The organism is Subtercola boreus, assembly GCF_003399625.1.
Taxonomy (GTDB): domain Bacteria; phylum Actinomycetota; class Actinomycetes; order Actinomycetales; family Microbacteriaceae; genus Subtercola; species Subtercola boreus_C.
Genome location: NZ_NBXA01000021.1, coordinates 100,318 through 120,815 on the forward strand (window position 1 = coordinate 100,318; position 20,498 = coordinate 120,815).

11 protein-coding genes and 1 tRNA gene are annotated in these 20,498 nt (G+C 67.4%); 4 read left to right on the forward strand and 8 right to left on the reverse strand.

Going from position 1 to position 20,498, the window contains the following annotated elements:
• Positions 1-153 precede the first annotated feature (153 nt).
• Both B7R21_RS10065 and B7R21_RS10070 read right to left on the reverse strand, forming a co-directional pair.
• Positions 154-1,896 carry a DUF885 domain-containing protein gene (locus tag B7R21_RS10065; protein ID WP_116283138.1) on the reverse strand — a complete coding sequence of 581 codons (1,743 nt, stop codon included), beginning with the start codon at positions 1,894-1,896 and terminating at the stop codon, positions 154-156.
• A gap of 98 nt (positions 1,897-1,994) precedes the next feature.
• Positions 1,995-2,324, reverse strand: coding sequence for a hypothetical protein (locus B7R21_RS10070; protein WP_116283139.1), 330 nt, complete (start codon positions 2,322-2,324; stop codon positions 1,995-1,997).
• A 300-nt stretch (positions 2,325-2,624) separates the two neighbouring features.
• Between B7R21_RS10070 and B7R21_RS10075 the strand changes: the two genes are divergently transcribed.
• The 3 genes from B7R21_RS10075 to B7R21_RS10085 are packed head-to-tail and all read left to right on the forward strand — an operon-like array spanning position 2,625 to position 8,698.
• The gene (locus B7R21_RS10075; RefSeq protein WP_253259742.1) at positions 2,625-3,416 is read left to right on the forward strand and encodes a hypothetical protein; all 792 of its coding nucleotides are present in this window, start codon (positions 2,625-2,627) and stop codon (positions 3,414-3,416) included.
• A 2-nt stretch (positions 3,417-3,418) separates the two neighbouring features.
• Positions 3,419-5,011 (forward strand): DNA polymerase Y family protein, encoded by a 1,593-nt coding sequence (locus B7R21_RS10080; RefSeq protein ID WP_116283141.1) that lies wholly within the window; start codon positions 3,419-3,421, stop codon positions 5,009-5,011.
• A gap of 30 nt (positions 5,012-5,041) precedes the next feature.
• Positions 5,042-8,698, forward strand: a complete 3,657-nt coding sequence (locus B7R21_RS10085; protein ID WP_116283142.1) for an error-prone DNA polymerase — start codon at positions 5,042-5,044, stop codon at positions 8,696-8,698.
• 62 nt (positions 8,699-8,760) lie between these two features.
• Here B7R21_RS10085 and polA read toward each other — a convergent pair whose 3' ends face one another.
• From polA to B7R21_RS20100, 3 genes are read right to left on the reverse strand one after another with little or no spacing between them, the layout of a single operon-like run.
• On the reverse strand, positions 8,761-11,466 hold the full coding sequence (gene polA, locus B7R21_RS10090) for a DNA polymerase I (protein ID WP_116283143.1): 2,706 nt from the start codon (positions 11,464-11,466) through the stop codon (positions 8,761-8,763).
• A gap of 58 nt (positions 11,467-11,524) precedes the next feature.
• Positions 11,525-11,869 (reverse strand): hotdog fold thioesterase, encoded by a 345-nt coding sequence (locus B7R21_RS10095; RefSeq protein ID WP_116283144.1) that lies wholly within the window; start codon positions 11,867-11,869, stop codon positions 11,525-11,527.
• 59 nt (positions 11,870-11,928) lie between these two features.
• Positions 11,929-12,534, reverse strand: coding sequence for an ANTAR domain-containing response regulator (locus B7R21_RS20100; protein ID WP_172592124.1), 606 nt, complete (start codon positions 12,532-12,534; stop codon positions 11,929-11,931).
• Between the two features lie 39 nt (positions 12,535-12,573).
• On the opposite strand from B7R21_RS20100, the gene B7R21_RS10105 reads away from it, so the two are divergent.
• Positions 12,574-12,654: transfer RNA gene (locus tag B7R21_RS10105), tRNA-Leu, on the forward strand.
• A gap of 219 nt (positions 12,655-12,873) precedes the next feature.
• On the opposite strand, the gene pyk is transcribed toward B7R21_RS10105, so the two are convergent.
• From pyk to gltB, 3 genes are all read right to left on the reverse strand, one after another.
• Entirely contained in the window at positions 12,874-14,325 is a 1,452-nt protein-coding gene (gene pyk / locus B7R21_RS10110; protein ID WP_116283146.1) for a pyruvate kinase, read from the reverse strand.
• Between the two features lie 66 nt (positions 14,326-14,391).
• Positions 14,392-15,849, reverse strand: coding sequence for a glutamate synthase subunit beta (locus B7R21_RS10115; protein ID WP_116283147.1), 1,458 nt, complete (start codon positions 15,847-15,849; stop codon positions 14,392-14,394).
• Positions 15,842-20,419, reverse strand: a complete 4,578-nt coding sequence (gltB, locus tag B7R21_RS10120) for a glutamate synthase large subunit (protein ID WP_116283148.1) — start codon at positions 20,417-20,419, stop codon at positions 15,842-15,844. Before gltB ends, B7R21_RS10115 begins: the two co-directional genes overlap by 8 nt.
• Between the last annotated feature and the right edge of the window lie 79 nt (positions 20,420-20,498).

The following is a 20,498-nucleotide window of genomic DNA, read 5'->3' on the forward strand; positions in this document are numbered from 1 at the left end:
GGGCCGGGCAGCAGGAAACTGCCTCGTGTTCGAGGTAGTGTTTCGCCGCACGGCAGATGAGTGATCGACGCAAATTGCGCCATGTAATCTTAGCCCCGCGAAAGAGGTGCGAGCAACCTGCCCCGCACCGCCGGTTCAGCCGGTTCAGCCGGTTCAGCGCTCCATCGAGGACGCGAGTGTGTCGAGCCGCACGCCGCCGAGGTCAAGGGCGCGGCGGTGGAACTCCCGGATGTCGAACGCGGATCCCTGTCGGGCACGGTAGTCGTCACGCAGCTGCTCCCAGATGCGCTGCCCCACCTTGTAGGAGGGTGCCTGCCCCGGCCAGCCGAGGTAGCGGTTGACCTCGAAGCGGATGAATCCGTCGTTCATGTTGACGTTCTCGCGCATGAACTGGAGGGCGTACTCCGCGTCCCACACTCCGGTGCCGTCGAGGCGGGGCTTGCCGAGGTGCACGCCGATGTCGAGCACAACACGGGCCGCGCGCATCCGCTGGCCGTCGAGCATTCCGAGCCGGTCGGCGGGCCGGTCGAGGTAGCCGAGCTCCTGCATGAGCCGCTCGGCGTAGAGGGCCCAGCCCTCTGCGTGGCCGGACGTACCGGCGAGCTGGCGCCGCCAGGTGTTCAGCTTCGACCGGTTGTAGACGGCCTGGCCGATCTGCAGGTGGTGGCCGGGAACTCCCTCGTGGTAGACCGTGGTCAGCTCCCGCCAGGTGTCGAACTCGGTGACGCCCTCGGGTACCGACCACCACATGCGGCCCGGGCGCGAGAAGTCGTCGGTCGGACCGGTGTAGTAGATGCCTCCCTCGTTGGTGGGCGCGATCATGCACTCGATCGTGGCGATCTCGGCGGGGATGTCGAACTGGCTGCCTGACAGGTCGGCGATCGCCCTGTTGCTCGTCTCCTGCATCCACTGCTGGAGGGCGACCGTGCCGAAGAGCTTGTGCGAGGGGTCTGCATCGAGGTGGGCGATCGCCTCGTGCACCGATGCGCCCGGAAGGATCTCGTTCGCGATCGACTCCTGCTCGCTGACCATGCGGGCGAGTTCCGCGACGCCCCATTCGTAGGTCTCGTCGAGGTCGACGCTTGCGCCGAGGAACTTGCGCGATTCGAGGGCATAGATCTCGCGGCCCACCGCGTCGGTTGTGGATGCCGCTGGCACGAGTTCTCCGCTCAGGAAGTCTGCCAACCGCTCGTAGGCCGCGGAGGCGACGCCTGCCCCGTGCCGGAGCTGCCTGGCGAGTGAGTCGGGAAGAGCATCCGGAGCCTCGGGTCGCCCGAGCTCGGGAGCAGCGAGATCCGGGTTCGAGGCGGACCGGGCGAGGTCTGCGAAGAACCCGCTCTCGCCCACGTTCTTGGTGACCTGCAGCAGCACCTCGCGCACCTGGCGGCGGGCCGGCACGACGCCTTCGCGGATGCCCTGCCGCAGGGTCTCGATGTAGCCGTCGATCGCGGCACCCACCCCCGACATGCGGTGGCTGACGATCTCCCAGTCGTCGACGGTCTCTGTGGGCATGAGGTCGTAGACCTCACGGATCTGCTGCGACGGCGACTCGATCACGTTGAGGTCGCGGAGGTGGAGCTTGGCCTCAGAGCTCTCGAGGGTGAGGCGCAGTTCGCTGCCGAGGTCGGAGAGGGTGACCTCGTCGACCTCGTCAGCCGGCCGCGCGGCTTCGAGTTCGGCCAGCGTGCGCCGCACCTCAGCGACGTAGCGCTCGTGTCCCTCCGGGGAGTAGTCGCCGTAACGGTCGTTGACGTCGTTCCGGCCGATGTAGGTGCCGATGGCCGGTTCGAGCTGCACCAGGGTGTCGACCCAGCGCTCGGCGATGGCATCGACGGCGGTGGGGGTACGGGGTTCGGATGTCGCGGCAGGGGTGCCGGTCGGAGTTCTATCGGTCATCCATTCAGACTATGCCTCGCATCCGAGGGCGCCCGCAGGATGGTCACATCTGTGGAGAAGTCGCTGATGGACCTATCTGTGGAGGAGTGGAATCCCCTTCAGTGGGGGTGCGAGGCGGGCTTCGGGTGCCCGGGGATCGAGTCTCCGCTGAGGTTCAGCTCTGCAGGGTCGACTTCGACATCCCCGTCGTCGTCGGGGCCGCCGGTGCCCGGCAACACGTTGATGTCGGCGAGATCGGTGTCATCGTCGACCGCGTCGCTGTCGGCAATGGGTTCGTTCTGCAGTGCCTCGGTGTCGTTCTCGCTCTGCGCGGTGCCCACCCGGTCGAGGGCGGCCTGGTCGCGCTCGGAGATCCCGTGGCTGGAGTGGTGCTTCGCGGCATCCTCCTCGGCATGGCGGGTACGGTGGTCTTCGCTCTCGAATGTCATACCTTGACGCTACGCAGGCGAGCGAACGATGCACAACCCGTTGAGATTGCACGCTCGGCGGGTTGTACTGCTCGTATGGCTGACCAGCAGGATTCCGATGACAGAGCGACGCTCACAGAGTTCTTTCTGCGGTGAACATGACCGCGTCCCAGCTCGAGGAGTGGCTCTAACCGGTGATTCGAACGCCCGCTGGAGGTACTCTCCGATGAACGGGGACGCGACCTGCTGAAGTGATCAGGGGTTCTTCACGACGGCTCCTTCCGGGTTGACTTATTCGAACATATGTTCGAATATTGGGAGATGCCAGACCCTGCCGTCCTCCTCGCCGAAGCCGCCCCCGCGGCGCCTTCGGTGCGCGAGCTGCAGGAGCGGATCCGCCAGATGCAGGTCACGAAACTCGAGACCCGCAGCCTGCAGACCTCACCGGCGCTGGCGCCGTTGCTGCCCGGTGGGGCGCTGAAGGCCGGCGCGGCGTACTCGGTCGAGGGCTCGCACTCCCTGGTGATGGCAATGATGGCGGGGCCGTCGGCTGCCGGGGCGTGGTGCGGCGTCATCGGGTTGCCCGACTTCGGTGCAGAGGCGGCCAGTCGCTCCGGAATCGACCTCGACCGGCTCGTCTTCGTCCCGCACCCCGGTGAGCAGTGGCTGGCCGTGGTGTCAGCCGTCATCGACGTGGTCACCGTGGTCGTCACCATCGCTCCCCCGAGGCTCGGCGATGCGCTGGCGGCGCGGCTCGCGGCGCGAATCCGGCAGCGTGAGGCCACGATGATCGTGCTGGGCGGCTGGCCGCAGAGCGAAGCCACGCTTCGCGTCACCGAGAGCAGCTGGGAGGGCATCGGCCAGGGCTTCGGGCACCTTGCGAGCCGCCGGGTGACGGTGAGCGCCGTCGGCCGGGGCTTCATGGGCCAGAAGCGCAGCGCCCGGCTGTGGCTGCCGGATGCCTCGGAGCAGGTTCGGGGTGCAGACACGGTGCGGGGCGTTGACACAGCGCGGGGCGTTGAGGCGGTGCTAAGTGCGGATGCTGGTCGGAGTGCGGATGCCGCTCGGGGTGCCTGGCCGGCCTTCCCCGCGGTGCGGGAGTTGGCGAGTTGACCATGACGACTGCTGTGCGCACCATCGTGGTGTGGTGCCCGGACTGGCCGGTGCGGGCCGTCGCCCAGTCCGAAGAGCTGTCGCTCGATGAGCCGATCGCGCTGATCGACCACGGCCTCGTGTTCGCGTGTTCCCCGCGTGCCAGGGCCGACGGCGTACGGCGGGGGCAGCGCGTGCGGGAGGCACAGGCAGCCTGCGTCGACCTGATGACCTTCGACTACGACCCTGCGCTTGATCACCGGAGTTTCGAGGTGGTGGTGGCAGCCATAGAGGAGCTTATGCCGGGGGTGCAGGTGCTCCGTCCGGGTATGTGTGCGCTCGTTGCCAAGGGCCCGAGCCGGTACTACGGCAGCGAGCGGGGAGCTGCCGGGGTGCTGCTCACCACTCTGGTCGGATTGGGCGCTGAGAATGCCCGTATCGCCATCGCCGACGGCAGGTTCGCCGCCGAGCAGCTTGCCCGGATGCCCGGTGAGCAGGGCATCCGCATCGTGGAACCCGGAGGTTCGCCGGAGTTCCTTGCCGAACATCCGATCGACGCCATCGGCGACCCCCAGCTGGCAATTCTGCTGCGACGCCTGGGGCTCTCGACGCTCGGCGCCTTTGCCGCGCTCGACTTTCGCGATGTGCGGGCGCGGTTCGGTGAGGCGGGTGTGCACGCGCACACCATGGCGAGCGGCCGGGATGCCCGGCGGGTCGTTCCCCGGCTCCCCCCACAGCTGCGGGACATCGAGGTCGTCTTCGAGCCTCCCCTCGACCGGGTCGACCAGATCACCTTCGCCGTGCGAACCGCTGCAGAGCGGTTCGTCGACGAACTCACCCGTGCGCTGCTGGTCTGCACGAGCATCCGGGTCGAACTCCACACCGACAACGGGGTGGTGCATGATCGCGGGTGGGGTCATCCCCGGTGGTTCAGCGCCAACGATGTGCTCGACCGTATCCGCTGGCAGGTGCAGGGGCGAACAGGTGCAGGCGCCGGCGCGCTGACCTCGGCGATCATGAAGGTGCGAGTGCTGCCGGAGAGCCTCGACTCGATCGGCAACTACGAGACGGGGCTCTGGGGCAGTGCGCCCGACGACCGTGTGCACCACGGGCTTTCGAGGGTGCAGAGCCTGCTGGGGCACGGTGCTGTGACGACGGCGGTCATTGCCGGGGGGCGCGGTGTCTCCGAGCGGCAGGTCATGATCCCGTGGGGTGACCCGCGGGCGACTGGCAGTGGTGACGGTGCGAAGCCCTGGCCGGGGAGCGTACCCCTGCCCGCGCCGTCGACGGTGTTCGAGAAGCCACGGGGCGTGACCGTGCTGACCCGCGAAGGCGGCCCCATCGAGGTGAGCGAGCGGGGCGCGTTGAGCGGTATTCCTGCGCTGTTCCAACTGACTGATACCGAAGGGCGATCTGCATCGGCATCGCCGTCGCGACAGCCATCGCAGCCGCAGCCCCTGGCCGCCTGGACGGGGCCGTGGCCGGTGCACGAGCGGTGGTGGGACCAGGCGGTGGCCCGGTCGTTCCACCGTTTCCAAGTCGTCGACGCCGAAGGAACCGCATGGCTCCTGGCCTTGCACGACCACGGCTGGTGGGCGGAGGCTCGTTATGACTGAGTCTCTGGCGCCGTCGGGCGGTGAGTGCTGATGGGGTTCAATAATCCGCCGATTCCCTGGTCCGAGCTCGAGCGGCGTCTCTCCGATGTGCGCCGACCCGGGGCCGACGAGAGCAAAGACGGTGGCGACGGACCGGCGTTCTCGCGGAAGCGTATGCCGTACGTTCCGCCGACCCTCCCGCCGAAGCCAGAACTCGAGTTCGACGATGGGCCCCTGGTCGGCTACGCCGAACTGCATGCCCACTCCAACTTCAGTTTTCTCGACGGAGCCTCCTCTCCCGAGGAACTCCTCGAAGAAGCTGCGCGGCTCCGGATGCACGGGCTCGCCCTCACCGACCACGACGGTTTCTACGGGGTCGTGCACCTGGCCGAGGCTGCGGAGGCCTACCCGGGCGTCTCGACGGTCTTCGGCGCGGAACTCTCCCTCGGGCTGAGCAAGCCGCAGAACGGGATGGCCGACCCCGAGGGAACCCACCTCGTGGTGCTCGCCCGCAAGCAGGAGGGATACCACAGGCTCTCCGGTGCGATCACGACAGGCCAGCTCGCCGTCGGTGCCGAGAAGGGGCGACCGCGCTACGACCTCGAGCAGTTGGCCGACCAGTCCCGCGGCGGGAGCGGGGCCGACGGGAGCGAGGCGGCGGGCTGGGGTTCCGGGTCCGGTTCCACGGTCAGTGGCGGCTCCGGGTTCGGCGGGGGTTCTGCCTTCGGCGACGGTTCCGGCGACTCCGCGTGGCTGGTGTTGACGGGTTGCCGCAAGGGAGCGGTACGGCAGGCGCTCGCCTCCGACGGACTACCCGGGGCTTCCCGTGAGCTCGACCGTCTCGTCGCCCTGTTCGGGCGGCAGAACGTGCTGGTCGAACTCTTCGACCACGGCAATCCACTCGACAGCGACGCGAACGACGCCCTCGCCGAGTTGGCCGCGAAGCACCGTGTCGACACGGTCGCAACCGGCAATGTGCACTACGCCACGCCCAAACAGTTCCCGCTCGGGCAGGCGCTGGCCGCCGTCAGGGCACGCCGCAGCCTCGACGACCTCGAGGGGTGGCTGCCGGCATCCGCGGGCTCGCATCTGCGCTCGGGTGCCGAGATGGCTGCGCGTTTCGCGAGATACCCGGGTGCCGTCGAACGCACGGTCGAGATCGCCGACGATCTGTCGTTCCAGTTGCGCACGGCCAAGCCGAAGCTGCCCCGGCAGGAGGTGCCAGAGGGGCACACCCCCATGTCGTACCTCCGCCAACTGGTCGACGAGGCGATGCCCACGCACTACCCCCATGCGACCGACGACGATCTGAAGCGCATCCAGAGCGAACTCGCGGTGATCGAGCAGAAGGACTTTCCGGGGTACTTCCTGATCGTGCGCGACATCGTGCACGAGGCCCGGCGGCTGGGCATCCTCTGCCAGGGTCGGGGCTCGGCCGCGAACTCGGCGGTGTGTTTCATCCTCGACATCACAGCGGTCGACTCGATCTTCTACAAGTTGCCGTTCGAACGGTTCCTGTCGAGCATGCGTGATGAAGAACCCGACATCGATGTGGATTTCGACTCCGATCGTCGGGAGGAGGTCATCCAGTACGTGTATCGCAAGTACGGTCGCCGGAACGCTGCCCAGGTCGCGAACGTGATCACCTATCGGCCGAAGTTCGCGGTGCGCGACATGGCGAAGGCACTCGGACACAGCCCCGGTCAGCAGGATGCCTGGTCGAAGCAGATCGAGCGCTGGGGGTCGAAGGTGGCGAGCGAAGACCATGACATTCCGGCCGATGTGATCGACCTGGCTGAGCAGGTGCTGAAGTTCCCGCGGCACATGGGCATCCATTCGGGAGGAATGGTGCTCACCGACCGGCCCGTCGGTGAGGTCTGCCCGATCGAGAACGGCCGGATGGATGGGCGCACCGTTCTGCAGTGGGACAAGGACGACTGCGCGTGGATGGGTCTCGTCAAGTTCGACCTGCTCGGGCTCGGCATGCTGTCGGCACTGCAGCACTCGCTCGATCTGGCGCGCGAGCACCTTGGTGAGGCGTGGAGCCTGCAGAGCATCCCGAAGGAGGAGCAGGGCGTCTACGACATGCTCTGCCGCGCCGACTCGATCGGTGTGTTCCAGGTCGAGAGCCGCGCTCAGATGGGTACGCTGCCCAGGCTCCAGCCACGCCGGTTCTACGACCTCGTGGTGGAGATCGCGCTCATCCGGCCCGGGCCCATCCAGGGTGGGGCCGTGCATCCGTACATCCGCCGCAAGCTGAAGCAGGAGCCCGTCACCTATCTGCACCCGCTGCTCGAAGAACCTCTCGAACGAACGCTCGGGGTGCCACTCTTCCAAGAACAGCTGATGCAGGTGGCGCAGGCGGTCGGCAACTGCTCACCCGAAGACGCCGACCTGCTGCGGCGGGCGATGGGCTCGAAGCGCGGCATCGAGAAGATCTCGTCGCTGAAGACGAAGCTGTTCGCCGGCATGGCCTCGAACGGCATAGCTCCGGATGTCGCGGAGCAGATCTACCAGAAGATCGAAGCGTTCGCGAGCTTCGGTTTCGCCGAGAGCCACTCGAACAGCTTCGCGCTGCTGGTGTATGCGAGTTCCTGGTTCAAGCTGCACTATCCGGCAGCCTTCCTCGCGTCGCTGCTGCGGGCCCAGCCGATGGGGTTCTACTCTCCGCAGACGCTGGTGGCGGATGCCCGGCGGCACGGTGTCGTGGTGCATCGCCCCGACATCCAGTGCTCCGGGGTGATGGCGGGGCTCGAGCCGAGCGCGGCGGCGGGTGGCCGAACGGCGGGTGCGGGTGGCCGAACGGAGGCGGGTGGCCGAACGGCTGCGGGTGGCCGAACGGCTGCGGGTGGCCGAACGGCGGCTGATGGTGGCGCCGGGGCAGGTCGACTCACCGCCGCCACAGGCATGGACGCCTGCCTGCACACGGCCGGCCATCTGCCGACCGAGGTGTTCGACCGGTCGGTTCCGGCCGACTACCGGGAGCACCGTCGTGACGGCAACCTCGTTGTGCGGCTCGGGCTTGCCGAGATCACGTCGATCGGTGCGAAGCTCGCGGAACGCATCGTGGCGGAGCGCGATCGCGGCGGCCCCTACCGGGACATGGCCGACGTCGCCCGGCGCAACGACCTCAACACCGCGCAGATGGAGGCGCTGGCCTCCGCCGGAGCTTTCACCAGTCTCGACCTGACCCGGCGCGAGGCGCTCTGGGAGGCCGGCAATGCCGCCCAGGACCGCCCCGAGTTCCTCCAGGGCACCCACGTGAGCGTGCAACCGCCGCTGCTGCCGATGTTGAGTCCGACCGAACAGGTGGTCTACGACCTCTGGAGCACCGGCATCTCGCCCGACGACCATCCGGTCGCGCACTCCCGGGACTGGCTGGATGACCGGGGCGCCCTCTCGATCGAGAAGCTGCAGACGTGCGAGAACGGGCGCCGCATCGAGGTCGGTGGGGTCGTGACGCACCGGCAGCGTCCGGCGACCGCCAGTGGTATCACCTTCGTGAACCTCGAGGATGAGACGGGCATCCTGAACGTGATCTGCAGCGTGGGAGTCTGGAGCCGCTACCGCCGGGTCGCCCGGGAGGCTCCGGCGATGGTGGTGCGCGGCATCCTCGAGCGCACCGAAGACGGCATCGTCAACCTCGTGGCCGACCGCATCGAGCTGCTGCCGCTCGGCGCGCCCACCCGCTCCCGCGACTTCCGCTGACCCGACCCCGACCTCGCGCCCGCCTCTGCCCGCCCGCACGTGCCGCGCCCGACGGGGTGCCTCTAGTGGGCAGCCTCGTTCCAGTTCTGCCCGCGACCCAGCTGCACGTCGAGCGGCACCTTGAGGGTGGCCGCAGTCGACATGCGCGACGTCACGACGGCCGCCAGCGCATCCCACTCCCCCGGATACACGTCGAACACCAGCTCATCGTGCACCTGCAGCAGCATGCGCGACTGGAGGCCCTGCGCTGCGAGGTCGAGTGAGATGTTCACCATCGCGATCTTCAGGATGTCGGCCGCCGTGCCCTGGATCGGGGCGTTCAGCGCGGCACGTTCCGCATTGTCGCGCAGCACCCGGTTGCCGCTGTTCAGGTCGGGGAACATGCGCCGGCGCCCGAAGATGGTCTCGGTGTAGCCGTCTTCGCGGGCCTGGACGACCACGTTCCGCAGGTAGTCGCGCACCGCACCGAAACGCTCGAAGTAGTCGGTCATCAGCTGCTTCGCCTCGGCTGTGGGGATACGGAGCTGCTTCGAGAGGCCGAACGCCGACAGGCCATAGGCGAGCCCATAGGACATGGCCTTCACCTTCGAGCGCATGGCGGGAGTCACGTCGGCGGGCTCCACCCCGAAGATGCGCGCGCCGACGAAGCGGTGCAGGTCTTCGCCCGACTGGAAGGCGGCGATGAGCCCCGCGTCTTCCGAGAGGTGCGCCATGATGCGCATCTCGATCTGCGAGTAGTCGGTGGTGAGCAGGGTCTCGTACGACTCGCCGACCATGAAGGCCTTGCGGATGCGGCGACCCTCCTCTGTTCGCACCGGGATGTTCTGCAGGTTGGGGTCGGTCGACGAGATGCGCCCGGTCGACGAACCGGTCTGCACATACGTGGTGTGGATGCGGCGGTCGGGCGCGATCGACTTGTCGAGTGTCTCGACGATCTGGTTGAGCTTCGTGGCGTCGCGGTGCGAGAGGAGGAGGTCGAGGAACGGGTGCGGCGAGCTGGCCTGGAGATCGGCGAGCGAGACCGCGTCTGTCGAGTAGCCGGTCTTGGTGGCCCGGGTCTTCGGCATGCCCAGCTGGTCGAAGAGCACCTCCTGGATCTGTTTCGGCGAACCGAGGTTGATCTCCCGTTCGATGATCGCGAAGGCCTGTGTGGCGAGATCGGTCGAGCGTGCGGTCAGCTCGGCCGAGAGCTCCGAGAGCTGGGGGTGGCTCACGGCGACACCGTCGAGCTCCATTTGCGCGAGCACAGCCAGAACGGGCATCTCGATGGTCTCGAGCACCGAGCGCGAGCCCGCATCGAGCTTGCCGTCGAGCACGCGGGCGACCCGCCCGATGAACCAGGCCTGCACGGCCGGGCCGATCACCGAGTCGTCGTCGGGCACCAGTTGGTTGGGGTCGGGCGAGGGAAGGGTCTCGGCGAGCATCCGGTCGACCAGGTCGGCCAGCGTGGGCGGAGTGCCGTCGGATTTCAGCAACCAGGCAGCGATCGACGTGTCGAAGGTCACACCGGAGACCGTCAGGCCCGCGGTCAGGAGGGCCTTGAGCTGGTGTTTCGCTCCGTGCAGGATCTTGGGAGAATCCGAGGCCAGCCAGTTCTCGAAGGGCAGATAGTCGCGGCTGTCGGGGATCCACGGCAGGAAGACGGCAGAGTCGGAGGCGGCCAGGCCGAAACCGATGGGCCGACCGTCGAGCAGTTCGGTCGACAGGGCGAGCCCGAACGGTTCGGCGGCGGTGACCCGGGCGAGCCACGCGGCGAGTTCCTCGTCGAGCAGGGTGCTCGGCACCGGCGCCACGATGGCCTTGGGGTCGACCCCGCCCTCACCCGATCCAGAGCCGCCGGAACCGCCCGCGCCGCCGTTTCCGCCCGAAGCGGCATCGAGGCCGTCGAGCTTGAAGACCCGCTCGAGGAGGGTGCGGAACTCGAGCCGCTCGAACAGGTCGCGCACCCCCTGCTCGTCGACCGGCCGCCGATCGAAGTCGGCCGGTCCGGCCTCGAGCTCGACATCTGTCAGCAGGCGGTTGAGCCGGCGGTTCCGCACAGCGTTCTCCTGGAATTCGCGAAGACTCTCGCCGACCTTGCCGCCGATCTCGTCGGAACGCCGCAGGATCTCCTCGAGGCTGCCGAACTGGTTCAGCCACTTCACCGCGGTCTTCTCGCCGACCTTCGGGATGCCCGGCAGATTGTCGCTCGTCTCGCCCACGAGCGCGGCGATCTCGGGATACTGGTGCGGCTCGATGCCGTAGCGCTCGAACACCTTGTCGCGGTCGTACCGGGTGAGGTCGGTGACGCCCTGCCTGGACGGATAGAGCAGTGTGACATTGTCGTTCACGAGCTGGATCGTGTCGCGGTCGCCCGAGACCACAAGCACACGGAAGCCCTGTTCGGCGCCCTGCACCGACAGGGTCGCGAGGATGTCGTCGGCCTCGTAGTTCTCCTTCTCGAGGGTGACGATGTTCATCGCGTGAAGGGCGTCTTTGAGCAGGGGGACCTGGCCCATGAACTCTGGCGGAGTCTCACCGCGGGTGCCCTTGTATTCGGGATACTCGGTTGTTCGGAAGGAGTGCCGCGAGATGTCGAAGGCGACGGCGAGGTGGGTGGGCTTCTCGTTCTTCAGCAGGTTGAGGAGCATCGACAGGAAGCCGTGGATGGCGTTCGTGTGCTGCCCGTCGCGGGTCTGGAAACTGTCGACCGGCAGCGCGTAGAACGCCCGGAAGGCCAGCGAGTGGCCGTCGATGAGAAGGAGGGTGGGCTGTTCGTTGTCGGGCACAGGGCAAGCCTACTAAAGCCCACCGACAGCATCCGGAGGCGCTGGAGGCAGGCTCGGGCTAGGCGTCCCGCAGCAGGTTCGTGATGCGGACCGTCGACAGGCGGCGGCCGGCGTCGTCCGAAATCGCGATCTCGTGCACGGTCAGAGTGCGACCCAGCTTGATCGCGGTGCACACGCCGGTGACGGTTCCGGATGCCGTGGAACCGGTGTGACTCGCGTTGACTTCGATGCCCATGGCAACGCGGCCCTCGCCCGCATGGAGGTTCGCGGCACCAGAGCCGAGGCTCTCGGCGAGGACGACATAGGCACCGCCGTGAACCACACCGAAGGGTTGGGTGTTGCCTTCGACAGGCATCGTCGCGACCGAGTGCTCAGCCGTCAACTGGCTGAAGACGATACCCATGCGCTCGGCCAGGGCGCCGCTGCCCAGAGCGAATGCGTCGGCTTCGTTGATGATGCCGCCTACTTCTTGGCGCTCAGCTGCTCGATGATCGCCTGCGCGACATCGTGCATGGTGAGCCGGCGATCCATCGAGGCCTTCTGGATCCAGCGGAACGCCTCGGGCTCGGTGAGCCCCATCTTCTCGTTCAGCAGGCCCTTGGCCCGGTCGACGAGCTTGCGGGTCTCGAACCGCTCGACGAGGTCGGCGACCTCTGCCTCGAGCGTGATGATCTGGGCGTAGCGCGAGAGGGCGATCTCGATGGCCGGGAGAAGGTCGTTCGGAGTGAACGGCTTGACGACGTAGGCGAGGGCGCCAGCTTCGGTGGCGCGCTCGACGAGCTCCTTCTGGCTGAAGGCCGTGAGCAGCACAACCGGGGCGATGTGACCCTTGCTGAGGCGCTCGGCGGCGGAGATGCCGTCGAGGAGCGGCATCTTGACGTCCATGATGACGAGGTCGGGCCGGAGCTCGGTGGCGAGTGCCACAGCGGTCTCGCCGTCGCCGGCCTCGCCGACGACCTCGAACCCGGCGTCGCGGAGGATCTCCACGATGTCGAGTCGGATCAGGGATTCGTCTTCAGCGACGACCACCCGTCGGGGTGCGGGGGTGGAGGCAGATTGGTCGGTCACAGAGATAACCCTACGGTATTCTGAACGGTGTTGATGCGAGCCGGTGTGGCGGAATGGTAGACGCGGCGCACTCAAAATGCGTTGTCGCAAGACGTGTGGGTTCGAGTCCCACCACCGGTACGACGAGTGAAGGGGCAGGCCGAATGGCCTGCCCCTTCACTCGTCTAAGCCGGATCGTGGCGACAAAGGTGGCTTGACGGACTGGTACGCCAAGGTGCACCCCGAATGCCAGGCGCGTGCGCGGCGCGTAGCGACGCGCCGCAAGACCACCACCGGTACGACACAGAAATGCCCCGGCAGTCCGGGGCATTTCTGTGAGGGCAGAGCGCGGAGCTCCTCTTAGTGGTCGAGCTCCTCCGGGTCGGGCTTCTGCGGGTTGTGGCCCTCACCGACGATGTGCACGCGCATGTCGTTGGTGGTACCGGCCTTTCCGGGAGGGGATCCGGAGATCACCACGACCCTGTCGCCGAGGGCGGCCAGGTTCTCACCCAGCAGCACGTCATCGACCTGCACCATCAGCTGGTCGGTGTGCTTCACGCGGTCGACGAGGTACGACTCGACGCCCCAGGAGAGAGCCATGCGGTTGCGGATGCCCGGCTCCGGTGTGAGACCGATGATCGGGATGCTCGACCGCAGTCGCGTCATCCGTCGCACCGAGTCGCCCGACTCCGTGAAGACGACGAGGTACTTGGCGCCCACGAAGTCGGCGACCTCCGAGGCCGCGAGAGTGATGGCGCCGGCCTGGGTGCGGGGCTTCGTGCCGAGGGCGGGGATGCGCTCCAGGCCGTGGACCTCGGTGGATTCCACGATGCGGGCCATGGTCTGCACCGTGATGACGGGGTACTCCCCCACGCTCGTCTCACCGGAGAGCATGACGGCGTCGGCCCCGTCGAGTACGGCGTTTGCGACATCCGAGGTCTCTGCGCGGGTCGGAATCGGTGAGGAGATCATCGATTCGAGCATCTGCGTCGCCACGATGACGGGCTTGGCCATGCGGCGGGAGAGTTCGACGGCACGCTTCTGCACGATCGGCACGGCTTCGAGGGGAAGCTCCACTCCGAGGTCGCCGCGGGCGACCATGATGCTGTCGAAGGCGTCGATGATCTCTTCTAGGTTGTCGACGGCCTGGGGCTTCTCGATCTTCGCGCAGACCGGGATGCGGCGGCCCTCTTCGGCCATGATCTCGTGCACGCGCGAGATGTCGGCGGCGTCGCGCACGAATGACAGCGCGATCATGTCCGCACCGAGCTTGAGGCCCCAGCGGAGATCCGCCTCGTCCTTCTCGGACAGAGCGGGAACGTTCACGGCAACACCGGGCAGGTTGATGCCCTTGTTGTTCGACACGTTGCCGGCCACAATGACCTCGGTGGTGACGACGACGCCGTCGGTCTCGACGACACGCACCTTGACTTTGCCGTCGTCGATGAGGAGGAAGTCGCCGGGGGCGACATCCTGAGGCAGGCCCTTGAAGGTCGTGCCCGAGAGCTCGCGGGTGCCGAGCACATCTTCGGTGGTGATCTTGAAGATGTCGCCCTGCTCGAGATAGTAGGGACCTGCCTCGAACTTGCCGAGGCGGATCTTCGGGCCCTGCAGGTCGACCAGCACGGCGACGGCGCGGCCGGAGTCTTCGGCGGCCTTCCGCACGGTGGCGTAGATGGCCTCGTGCACATCGTAGGTTCCGTGGCTGAGGTTCATGCGGCAGACATCGACACCGGCATCGATGATCGCCCTGAGGTTTTCGTACGACGACGTTGCCGGCCCGAGGGTGGCGACGATTTTAGCGCGTCTCATATGTGTGAGTTGCTCCGTGTTTCTGCGCGTGGGCGCATCGATGGGGTACGGGTAAGTCTGCGCGCTCTAGACCGTGATTGCACGGTCGCGCGGGGAAACGGGGAATGGCAGTTCGGTGGCGCCTTCGAGATACTTGTCGACGGCTGCGGCTGCTGCACGACCCTCGGCAATGGCCCAGACGATCAGCGACTGGCCGCGACCCGCGTCGCCGGCGACGAAGACGCCCGGGATGCTCGTCTCGTAGTCGTCACCGCGTTCGACATTGCCGCGCCTGTCGAAGGCCGCGCCCACCTGGTGGGTGAGGCTCTGGTCTTCGGGGCCGGTGAAGCCGAGCGCCAACAGCACGAGGTCGGCCGGGATCTCGCGTTCGGTGCCGGCCTTCGGCACCCGGCGACCGTCGAGGTACTCGGTCTCGGCGACACGGATGGCGCGCACCTCACCGGATTCGTTCGACAGGAACTCGACGGTGGAGGCGAGGTAGACGCGCTCTCCGCCCTCCTCGTGGGCACTGGACACCTCGAAGAGGTTCGCGACCATCGGCCACGGCTGCTCCTCGGGACGCTCGGCCGGCGGCTGCTGCCCGATGGCGAGGTTCGTCACCGAGATCGCCTGCTGGCGGTGCGCGGTGCCGATACAGTCTGCGCCGGTGTCGCCGCCGCCCAGAACCACGACGTGCTTGCCCTCTGCGGTGATCTGGTCGTGCACGGTGTCGCCGGCGCCGACCTTGTTGCCCTGCACGAGGTATTCCATGGCGAAGTGCACGCCTTCGAGGTCGCGGCCGGGGATCGGGAGATCCCGGGGAACGGTCGCGCCGGTGCAGATGATCACCGAGTCGTAGCGTGAGCGGAGGTCGGCCCAGGTGATGTCGACCCCGATGTTGATGCCGGCACGGAAGCGGGTGCCCTCGGCCATCATCTGCGTCAGGCGCGCCTCGAGGTGCTTCTTCTCCATTTTGAAGTCCGGGATGCCGTATCGCAGCAGTCCGCCGATGCGGTCGTCGCGTTCGTACACCGCCACGGTGTGGCCGGCCCGGGTCAGCTGCTGCGCCGCCGCGAGGCCCGCAGGGCCCGATCCGACGACCGCCACCGTCTTTCCGGTGAGGCGCTCCGGCGGGTGCGGGGTGACCCAGCCGTTGGCGAAGGCCTGGTCGATGATCGAGACCTCGACCTGTTTGATGGTCACCGCGGGCTGGTTGATGCCGAGCACGCAGGAGCTCTCACAGGGCGCCGGGCAGAGTCGACCGGTGAACTCGGGGAAGTTGTTCGTGGCGTGCAGGCGCTCGATCGCCTGGCGACCCTCGCCGCGCCACGTCAGGTCGTTCCACTCGGGAATGAGGTTGCCGAGCGGGCAGCCGTGGTGGCAGAACGGAATGCCGCAGTCCATGCAGCGCCCGGCCTGGCGGCGGGTCTCCGACGGATCGGCGGCCTCATAGACCTCTTTCCAGTCCATCAGGCGGATGGGAACGGGGCGCCGTTTGGGGACTTCGCGCTCCGTGACCTTCAGGAATCCCTTGGGATCAGCCACCGGTAACCTCCAGAATTCTCTCCCAGACCACGTCGCCGTCGGGGTCGAGACCCTCGTCGACGGCGCTCTGGCGGGTCGCAAGCACAGCCGCGTAGTCGCGCGGGAGCACCTTCACAAAATCACGGACAGTCGTGTCGAAGTCGGCCAGCATCGCTGAGGCGACGGCCGACCCGGTCTCCGACTCGTGCTCGACGAGCAGGGAGCGTACGAGCGCGGTGTCGTTCTCGTCGAGCGCCGACAGCTGCAGCTCGCCCGAGCCGAGCGAGTCGGTGTTGACGAGTTCGGAACGGAGCTTGTACACATAGGCGGTGCCGCCCGACATACCCGCTCCGAGGTTTCGCCCTGTCTCGCCGAGGATGAGGGCGATGCCACCCGTCATGTATTCGAGAGCGTGGTCGCCCACGCCCTCGGCGACGGCCGTAGCACCCGAGTTCCGCACCAGGAAGCGCTCACCGACGATGCCGCGGATGAACATGCTGCCGCTCGTCGCACCGTATCCGATCACGTTGCCGGCGATGACGTTCTGCTCGGCAGCGAAGGTGGCGGCCCGGTTGGGGCGCACGATGACGCGGCCGCCCGAGAGACCCTTGCCCACGTAGTCGTTCGAGTCGCCTTCCAGGCGCAGCGTGATGCCCCGCGGCATGAACGCGCCGAGCGACTGGCCGGCGGAGCCCGTGAGGGTGATCTGGATGGTGTCGTCGGGGAGCCCGTCTTCGCCGTGTCGCACCGTGACCTCGTGGCCGAGCATCGTGCCGACCGCTCGTTCGGTGTTGCGGATCGGCAGGCTGATGACGACGGGTTCACCGAACTCGAGGGCCTCGGCTGAGTCCCGGATGAGACGGTTGTCGAAGTGCTTGTCGAGGTCGTGCTCCTGCTGCCGGTGGTTCACGCGGGGTTCGTCGTCACCGAACTCGGGGCCGATGAGGATCGGGCTGAGATCGAGGCCGTCGGCCTTCCAGTGGTCGACGGCGTGGTCGACGTTCAGGAGCTCGTGGTGGCCGATGGCCTCCTCGAGGGAGCGGAAACCGAGCTCGGCGAGGTACTCGCGTACCTCCTGCGCCAGGAATTCGAAGAAGTTCACCACGAACTCGGGCTTGCCGGTGAAGCGCGCGCGGAGCTCGGGGTTCTGTGTCGCGACGCCCACCGGGCAGGTGTCGAGGTGGCAGACGCGCATCATGACGCAGCCGGACACCACGAGCGGTGCGGTGGCGAAACCGAACTCCTCGGCTCCCAGCAGCGCACCGACGATGACGTCGCGGCCGGTCTTCATCTGGCCGTCGACCTGCACGACCACGCGGTCGCGCATCCCGTTCAGCATCAGGGTCTGCTGGGTCTCGGCGAGGCCGAGCTCCCAGGGGGTTCCGGCGTGCTTCAGCGAGTTGAGCGGGCTGGCGCCCGTTCCGCCGTCGTGTCCGGAGACCAGCACCACGTCGGCCAGGGCCTTCGTGACACCGGCGGCAACCGCCCCGATGCCGTTCTGGCTCACGAGCTTCACGTGCACGCGGGCCTCGGGGTTCGCCCGCTTCAGGTCGAAGATCAGCTGCTTGAGGTCTTCGATCGAGTAGATGTCGTGGTGCGGGGGCGGCGAGATGAGACCGACGCCCGCCGTTGCGTGACGGGTGCGCGCGATCCACGGGTAGACCTTGGTCGGGGGCAGCTGGCCGCCCTCGCCGGGCTTCGCGCCCTGGGCCATCTTGATCTGGATGTCGGTGGCATGCGTGAGGTACATGCTGGTGACGCCGAACCGGCCTGATGCCACCTGCTTGATGGCGCTGCGGCGTTCGGGATCGAGGAGACGATCGGTGTCCTCGCCGCCCTCACCGGTGTTCGACTTGCCGCCGAGCCGGTTCATCGCGACGGCGAGCGTGGTGTGCGCCTCCTCGGAGATGGAACCGTAGCTCATCGCTCCCGTGGAGAAACGCTTGACGATCGATTCGACCGACTCGACCTCGTCGAGCGGCACCGCTGGCCGGGCATCCGTCTTCAGCTTGAAGAGACCGCGGAGGGTCATGAGTTCGGCGGCCTGGTCGTCGACGAGTTTTGTGTACTCCCGGAAGATGTCGTACCGGCGTGCCCGCGTGGAGTGCTGCAGCCTGAAGACGGTGTCGGGGTTGAACAGGTGCGGCGGGCCCTCGCGGCGCCACTGGTACTCCCCGCCCACAGCGAGCGGTTCGTGCACGGTGATGGCGCCGTCTTCGGGGAAGGCCGCCCGGTGCCGGCTGGCGCTCTCGGCCGCGATGACGTCGATTCCGATGCCGCCGAGCTTCGAGGATGTTCCCGTGAAGTACTCGGAGACGAAGCCCTGGTCGAGGCCGACGGCTTCGAACGCCTGGGCGCCGGCGTAGGACGAGACCGTCGAGATGCCCATCTTGGACATGATCTTCAGAACGCCCTTGCCGAGCGCCTTGATGACGTTCTTCACAGCCTTCTCCGGCGTGATGCCGGTGATCATTCCGCTTCGCACCAGGTTCTCGCAGGTCTCCATGGCGAGGTAGGGGTTGATCGCCGAGGCGCCGTAGCCGATCAGCAGCGCGACGTGATGCACCTCGCGCACGTCACCGGCCTCGACGATGATGCCGACCTTCATGCGCGTCTCGCGACGGATGAGGTGGTGGTGCACCCCGGAGAGCATCAGCAGCGACGGAACGGGCGCGTACTCCTTGTTCGAGTCGCGGTCGGAGAGCACGATGAAGAGCGCCCCGTTGGCGATGGCCTCGTCGGCCTCCGCGCACATCTCTGCGATGCGCTCCTGCATCGCAGAGGGACCGTTCTCGACCCGGTAGAGGCCGCGGATGGTCGTGGTGGTGGAACTGCCGGACGTGGGGTCGATGTGCTGGATCTTCGCCAGCTCGTCGTTGTCGATCACCGGGAAGTCGAGGATGACCTGGCCGGTGTGGCCGGGTGTCGCGTCGAGCAGGTTTCGCTCGGGGCCGAGCCCGAGGCGGAGCGAAGTGACGACCTCTTCGCGGATCGAGTCGAGCGGCGGGTTCGTCACCTGTGCGAACTGCTGCGTGAAGTAGTCGAACAGCAGTCGCGGGCGCTTCGACAGCACGGCGATCGGCGTGTCGGAGCCCATGGCACCGAGCGGCTCCGCACCGTTCTTCGCCATCGGCGTGAGGAGGATACGGATCTCCTCCTCGGTGAAACCGAAGGTGCGCTGGCGGCGCGTGACCGACGCGGGGGTGTGCACGATGTGCTCACGCTCCGGCAGGTCACGGAGGTTGATGCGGCCCTTCTCGAGCCATTCGGCCCAGGGCTCGGATGCAGCGAGGTCGGACTTGATCTCATCGTCTTCGATCAGGCGACCGGCCTCGGTGTCGACGAGGAACATCTTGCCGGGACGGAGCCGGCCCTTCCGCACCACACGGGCCGGGTCGACGTCGAGCACACCGATCTCGCTCGCGAGCACGACGAGGCCGTCGTCGGTGATCAGGTAGCGCCCCGGGCGGAGGCCGTTGCGGTCGAGGGTCGCACCGACGAGGTCGCCGTCGGTGAAGACGAGTGCTGCGGGGCCGTCCCACGGCTCCATCAGCATGGAGTGGAACTCGTAGAACGAACGGCGCTCGGGATCGAAGTCGGCGTTGTTCTCCCACGCCTCCGGCACCATCATCATGATGGCGTGCGGCAGCGGGCGACCGGCGAGGGTCAGCAGCTCGACGACCTCGTCGAAGGAGGCGGAGTCACTCGCGCCGGGGGTGACGATGGGCAGCAGCGGCTGCATGTCGCCGAGCAGCTCGCTCTTCAGCTGCGACTGGCGGGCGCGCATCCAGTTGCGGTTTCCCTGCACAGTGTTGATTTCGCCGTTGTGCGCCATCATGCGAAGCGGCTGCGCGAGCGGCCACGACGGGAACGTGTTGGTGGAGTAGCGCGAGTGCACCAGCGCCAGTTTCGACGCGAAGCGCTCGTCGCTGAGGTCGGGGTAGAACGGTTCGAGCTGCAGCGTCGTGACCATGCCCTTGTAGGTCAGCGTGCGGGCCGAGAGCGACATGAAGTACACCTCGTGCTCGTGCTCGACGCGCTTGCGGAGCCGGTAGGTGAGCCTGTCGAGGTGGATGCCCGAGGGGGTGTCGCCCGAGGCGTCGTGGTGCTTCGCGGTGACGAACAACTGCCGGATCGCGGGCATGGCCTCGCGGGCCAGCCGGCCGAGTTCGTCGGGGCGCACCGGAACGTCGCGCCAGCCGAGAACCGTGAGGCCCTCCTCGTCGGCGATCTCCGCAAGGCGGGCGATCACGGTCTCCCGCTCGTCGTGGTCGAGCGGGAGGAAGGCGTTGCCCACGGCATAGTGCCCGACCGCCGGGAGCTCGAAGCCCGCGACGGCGCGCAGGAACTCGTCGGGGATCTGGGTCAGGATGCCGGCACCGTCGCCCGTGCCGGCGTCTGAACCGACGGCGCCCCGGTGCTCGAGGTGCCGCAGGGCATCCAGAGCCGTGTCGATGATGTCATGACCGGCCGTGCCGCGAAGGGTCGCGACCATGGCCAGGCCACACGCGTCCTTCTCGTTCGCGGGGTCATACATACCCTGAGCGTTCGGGTTCATGCTGAAGCTGGGCGAGATGCTGTGCTCAACCATAGGAATCCATCCCCCCGGAACTGTGACAACCGGGTTGTACTGAATTGGGACGCCGGCGGCCCGAGTGGAGAAGTGCGAT